General features: G+C 72.7%; 3 protein-coding genes. 1 reads left to right on the top strand and 2 read right to left on the bottom strand.

From position 1 onward, the window contains the following. Both PLL68_RS08575 and PLL68_RS08570 read right to left on the bottom strand, forming a co-directional pair. Nucleotides 1-2,833, bottom strand: a 2,833-nt coding sequence (locus PLL68_RS08575; RefSeq protein WP_324533351.1) for an AAA family ATPase, incomplete at its 3' end; no start/stop codon positions are given. Continuing rightward, complete coding sequence (locus PLL68_RS08570) at nt 2,830-4,020, bottom strand: exonuclease SbcCD subunit D (RefSeq protein ID WP_324533350.1); 1,191 nt, start codon at nt 4,018-4,020, stop codon at nt 2,830-2,832. The genes PLL68_RS08570 and PLL68_RS08575, both read right to left, overlap by 4 nt. Nucleotides 4,021-4,113: 93 nt before the next feature. Between PLL68_RS08570 and PLL68_RS08565 the strand changes: the two genes are divergently transcribed. Then, nucleotides 4,114-5,161, top strand: a 1,048-nt coding sequence (locus PLL68_RS08565) for a glutamate-cysteine ligase family protein (protein ID WP_324533349.1), incomplete at its 3' end; no start/stop codon positions are given.

Genomic DNA, 5,161 nt, shown 5'->3' with positions numbered 1-5,161 from the left:
TGTCGTCGTCGAGGCTGCCGAAGCCCTCGTCGATGAACAGGGTGCCGAGGTCGAAACCACCGGCCTCCTCGCGCACGGCGTCGGCCAGACCGAGCGCCAGGGCCAGCGAGGCCATGAACGACTCACCGCCGGAGAGGGTCGCGGTGTCACGCACCCGCCCGGTCCACTGGTCGAGCACGCGCAGGCCGAGCCCCGAGCGAGCACCCCGGGCGGCCCGCTCGTCGGAGTGCTCCAGCAGGTAGCGACCCCCGCCCATGACGGCGAGCCGTTCGTTGGCCAGGGCCGCGACCTTCTCGAGTCGGGACGCGAGCACGTACGACGTGAGGCGCATGCGCAGCGTGTTCTCCGGCCCGGTGCCACTCGTCGTGTCGGCGAGGTCGCGCACGCGCTGGTCGTGGTCCTGCGCGGTGGACACGGCGGCTCCGGCCGCGAGGACCTCGGGGACAATGCGTTCGAGCAGGCGCAACCCGCGGGCCGCGTCGTCACGGGTCGTCTGGGCCTGGAGCAGGGCTGCTCGGGCTGCGGCTTCCGCCTCGCGCAGGGCCTCGATGTCGATCTCGTCACCGCAGAGCGCCGCAGCGACCTGCGGATCGTCGAGGGTGGCTCGCGCGGCGGCCGACTCCTCCTCGTGGTGCGCGACCTCGACACGCAGGGCCGCCACCTCCGCCGCCGGACGCAGGGCCGCCCGCACGTGCGCGGTGTCGCGCAACCCCGCGGTGGTGAGCGCGTCATCGACGACCTCCGAGGCCACTGCCGCCCGGGTGACGGACTCGGCGAGCGACGTGCGGGCTGCGCGGTGGTCGCCGAGCAGCCGGGCGAAGGCTGCGTGTGCTCCCGTGCCACCACCGTGGCAGGGGCACAGCTCGTGGGCTGCGCGAAGCTCCTCGGCGCGCGTTGCCGAGGCGGCATCCTGGTCGTCGAGCTCGCCGAGGACGGCCGTCGTCGACCTCGTCTGCGCCAGCAGGGTCGTGAGCGTGTCCTCGTGGGTCTGCAGAGCGGCGCGGACCGCGGCGAGGCGGGCGAGGAGCACCGAGTGTTCCTGCGCGTCGGCGTGCGCTGCCGCGAGCTCGGCGCGGCGCTGCGACTGCTTCGTCTCCAGCGAGGCTCGGGTCGCGCCCTGCAGACCTGCGAGCCGGGACGCGGCCGAGGCGGTGAGCACCTCGATCTCGCGCTCGATGGCGGTCAGCAGGCTGCGAGCCTGGTCGACCCGGTGCTCGGCAGCCGTGATCTGGTCACCCGAGACGGGGTCGGTGGCGACGGCGAGGTGGGGGTGCTCAGCGCCGCCGCACACCGGGCACGGATCGCCGTCGGCGAGGCCGGCGGCCAGCTCGGCAGCCATGCCGTCGAGCCGGCGCTGACGCAGGTCGAGCAGCTCGGTTCGGGCATCGAGCAGGGCCTCGTGCAGGCTGCTCCGGCGCGGTGCCAGCTCGGCTGCCCGACGGTGGTCGTCCTCGGCGGCGTCGACCAGGGCCAGGCGCTCGGCGGTGGTGGCGACGAGAAGCTCGAGCTCGGCGATCCGGGCTGCACCGGCGGCGCGCAGGTCGACCTGTTCGGTCAGGCCATCGGCCTCGGCCTGGGCCGCAAGCACGCTGGCCTGAGCCGCCGCGTGCTGGCCCTCGGCGTCGGCGAGGCGGGAGCGCAGCAGGGCCCGCCGGGCCGACCGCGCAGCCGCGTCCTGCTCGTGCCGGGCGAGCTCGGTCACGGTGGCGTCGAGGTCGCGCACCTGCTCCAGCGCGGCGTCGACCTCGGCGTCATTCGCCTGCGCGAGGGGACTCGGGGCGAGGGCTCGTCCGGTGGACTCGACTGCCGCTCGCGCGACCTGCACCTCGTCCTGCGCGCGGTCGGCGGCCGCCAGGTGGCCGGCCACGGTGGCGGCCCGCTCAGCGGCATCCAGGTCACGGGTGCGCTGCTCGTGCGCGGAGGCGTTCGCCGCCAGCTCCTCGAGCCTGGTGCGGGCCCGAGCTCCGCGCTCGCGCAGGGCCGCGGAGGCGCGACCGGCCGCCAACGACTCCGCAGCGGCACGCTCAGCGCTCGAGGCAGCGTCGAAGGCGGTCATCGTCGCGGTCACTCGGGCGTCCAGCTCACGCACGACCTCGGTCAGCAGTGGCCCCACCGCAGGGTCCCAGGGCAGTGGCTCATCGGGGGTTGAGGTCAGCGGTTCGCCGAGCTCCGCCAGGACGTCCTCGACCCGGGCCAGCCCGGTGGCCAAGGTGCTGCGGGCGGTGTCGAGCTCTTCCCTGGCGTCCCGACGGGCCTGGGCGAGCCAAGCCTCCACGTCGCTGAAGGCGCTGATGTCGAACAGTCGCTCCAGGACCTCCCGACGGTCCTCGGGGGAGGAACGCAGGAAGGCGGCGAACTCGCCCTGGGGCAGCAGCACCACCTTGGAGAACTGCGTCATCCCCATGCCGAGGACGTCCTTGACGACGTCGGCCACTTCGTCGTTGCGGGTGCTGAGGGACTGCCACCGGCCGTCGAGGTGCTCCTCGAGGGTCACCATGGCCTGGACCGACACCGTGCCCGTACCGCGCCTCTTGGGCCGGGCGAACTCGGGGGAGCGCGTGATGCGAAGCCGCCGACCACCCGCGGTGAGCTCGAGCGTGACGCGCGGGACGGCATCCGCAGCGGCGTGGTCCGAGCGCAGCCCGCGCTTTGAGCGAGTGCCCGGTACGTCGGCGTACAACGCGAAGCAGATGGCGTCGAGCAGGCTGGTCTTGCCCGACCCGGTCGGACCGTGGATGAGGAAGAGCCCGTCCGCGGACAACGCGTCGACGTCGATGGACACGGGGTCGGCGAATGGCCCCATCGCCTCGATCTCGAGCCGGTGCACCCTCATGCCGCACCCACCGTGCGCGCCGCGTCGGCGGCGGGGCCGGCCACCCCTTCGTCGTCACGGGCCCGCCGCGCCAGTCGCGACTCCTCGACCGCCTGGGCGAGCAGTTCACGCTCCTGCTCACTGGCCGCACGACCGCCGCGCACGTGCTCGAGGAAGTCGCAGCACACGTCGAGGTCGGAGCGGCTCGCGGCGCGGGCGGCATAGGGCCGCAGCGGCACGGCCAGTCCCTGAGGGTCGAAGCGCAGCTCGAGGGTGTGCGGGAAGCGGCGGTGCACCTGGTCCATCGCCCCCAGCGGCCGGATGGAGTCGGTGAGGGTCACCTGGCACCACGCACTCTCGGCCGCGCGGTGGCGGGGGTCGGCGAGCACCTCCTCGAGCGTTCCGCGCAGCACGGCGAGCGGCCGCTCGACCGGTGCCTCGACGGACTCGACCGACACCGACCGGCCATCGAGGTCGACGAGCAGGCTGACCTTGCGATGGTTGACCTCGGAGAACGACATCGCCACGGGTGAACCGCTGTAGCGCACCCCGGGCGCGACCTGCTGGGCCCCGTGCAGGTGCCCCAGGGCGGCGTAGTGCGCCCCGGCGAACACCGTGGGCGGCACTGCGGAGACGCCACCGACCGAGATGTCCCGCTCGGACTCGCTGCCCACCCCGCCGGAGACGAAGGCGTGCGCCATGGCGACCACCGGCACACCCGGACGCGCAGCGGCATCCGCCCGCACGGCATCCATGGCTGCCCGCAACACCCCGGCGTGGGTGCGCTCCGTCGCCCCGAGGGCGTCGGCGGCCAGCGAGGGCTCGAGGTAGGGCAGGGGGTAGACCGCGGCCCCGGCGAGCAGGACCGGGCGGGCGACGTCGGCGAGCGAGGTGCGCAGGTGCACGCCGGTGCGCTCCAACAGCCCGGCGCCGAAGCCCAGGCGGGCCGCCGAGTCGTGGTTGCCGCTGCTGATGATCACCTGGGCGCCGGCGTCGACCAGCCGCTGGAGCGCCTGCGACAGCAGGGCCACGGTGTCGGGCGCGGGCATCGCCCGGTCGTAGACGTCGCCGCTGACGAGCACCGCGTCGACCTTCTCGCGACGCACCACGTCGACCAGGTGGTCGAGGTAGGAGGCCTGGGCGCCGAGGAGCCCCACCTGGTGGAACGAACGCCCCAGGTGCCAGTCGGAGGTGTGGATCAGCCGCATGTCTCACACGCTAGGAGGTGGGTCTGACAGGCCGTGTGACCGAAACGCGGGTTCCGGGTACCGCATGAGCTCAGGACGTGGTTGGGTGACGCCATGGGAGCAGAGGTTTCGTCGCAGAGTTACAGCCGCGAGGAGCGGCAGCGCTACCGCGAGAAGGTGCGCCAGAACCTTGACGTGTTCGAGAAGATGCTCAACACGAGCTCCTTCGAGTTCGACAGGCCGATGACCGGCCTCGAGATCGAGCTCAACCTCGTCGACGCCGACATGCAGCCGCACTTCCACAATGCCGAGGTGCTCGCGGCCATCGCGGACGAGGACTACCAGACCGAGCTCGCGCAGTACAACATCGAGCTCAACGTCCCGCCGCGGCCCCTGCCCGGTGACTCCGCGCTCGAGCTCGAGACCGAGCTGCGCGCGAGCCTGAACCGGGCTGCGGCCAAGGCCCAGGAGGTCGGCTCGAAGATCGTCGCCATCGGCATCCTGCCGACGATCATGCCCGAGCACTACGAGGGCGAGTGGATCAGCCGCAACAACCGCTACACCGCCCTCAACGACTCGATCTTCGTCGCCCGCGGCGAGGACATCTACCTCGACATCGAGGGCCCCTCCGGCGAGCGGGTCGCCACGTACTGTGACTCCATCGCCCCCGAGTCGGCCTGCACGTCGGTCCAGCTCCACCTCCAGGTCACGCCGTCGGAGTTCGCGGCCCACTGGAACGCGGCCCAGGCACTGTGCGCCCCGCAGGTGGCCCTCGCGGCCAACTCGCCCTTCTTCTTCGGCAAGCGCCTGCACGCCGAGACCCGCATCGAGCTGTTCAAGCAGGCCACCGACACCCGCCCGATCGAGCTGAAGAACCAAGGGGTGCGCCCGCGGGTGTTCTTCGGCGAGCGGTGGATCACCTCGATCTTCGACCTGTTCGAGGAGAACGTCCGCTACTTCCCGACGCTGCTCGCGGAGACCACGGACGAGGACCCGATGGCCAAGCTCGAGGCCGGCGAGGCGCCCGAGCTCGCCGAGCTGCGCCTGCACAACGGCACCGTCTACCGCTGGAACCGGCCGATCTACGACATCCCCGGTGGTGTGCCGCACCTGCGGGTCGAGAACCGGGTGCTGCCGGCCGGGCCGACGATCGTCGACGTGC

The sequence above is a fragment of the Ornithinibacter sp. genome, from assembly GCF_035443565.1.
Classification (GTDB): domain Bacteria; phylum Actinomycetota; class Actinomycetes; order Actinomycetales; family Dermatophilaceae; genus Fodinibacter.
The sequence above is the reverse complement of the archived record's forward strand: the minus strand, read 5'-3'. Positions and strand labels throughout refer to the sequence as shown.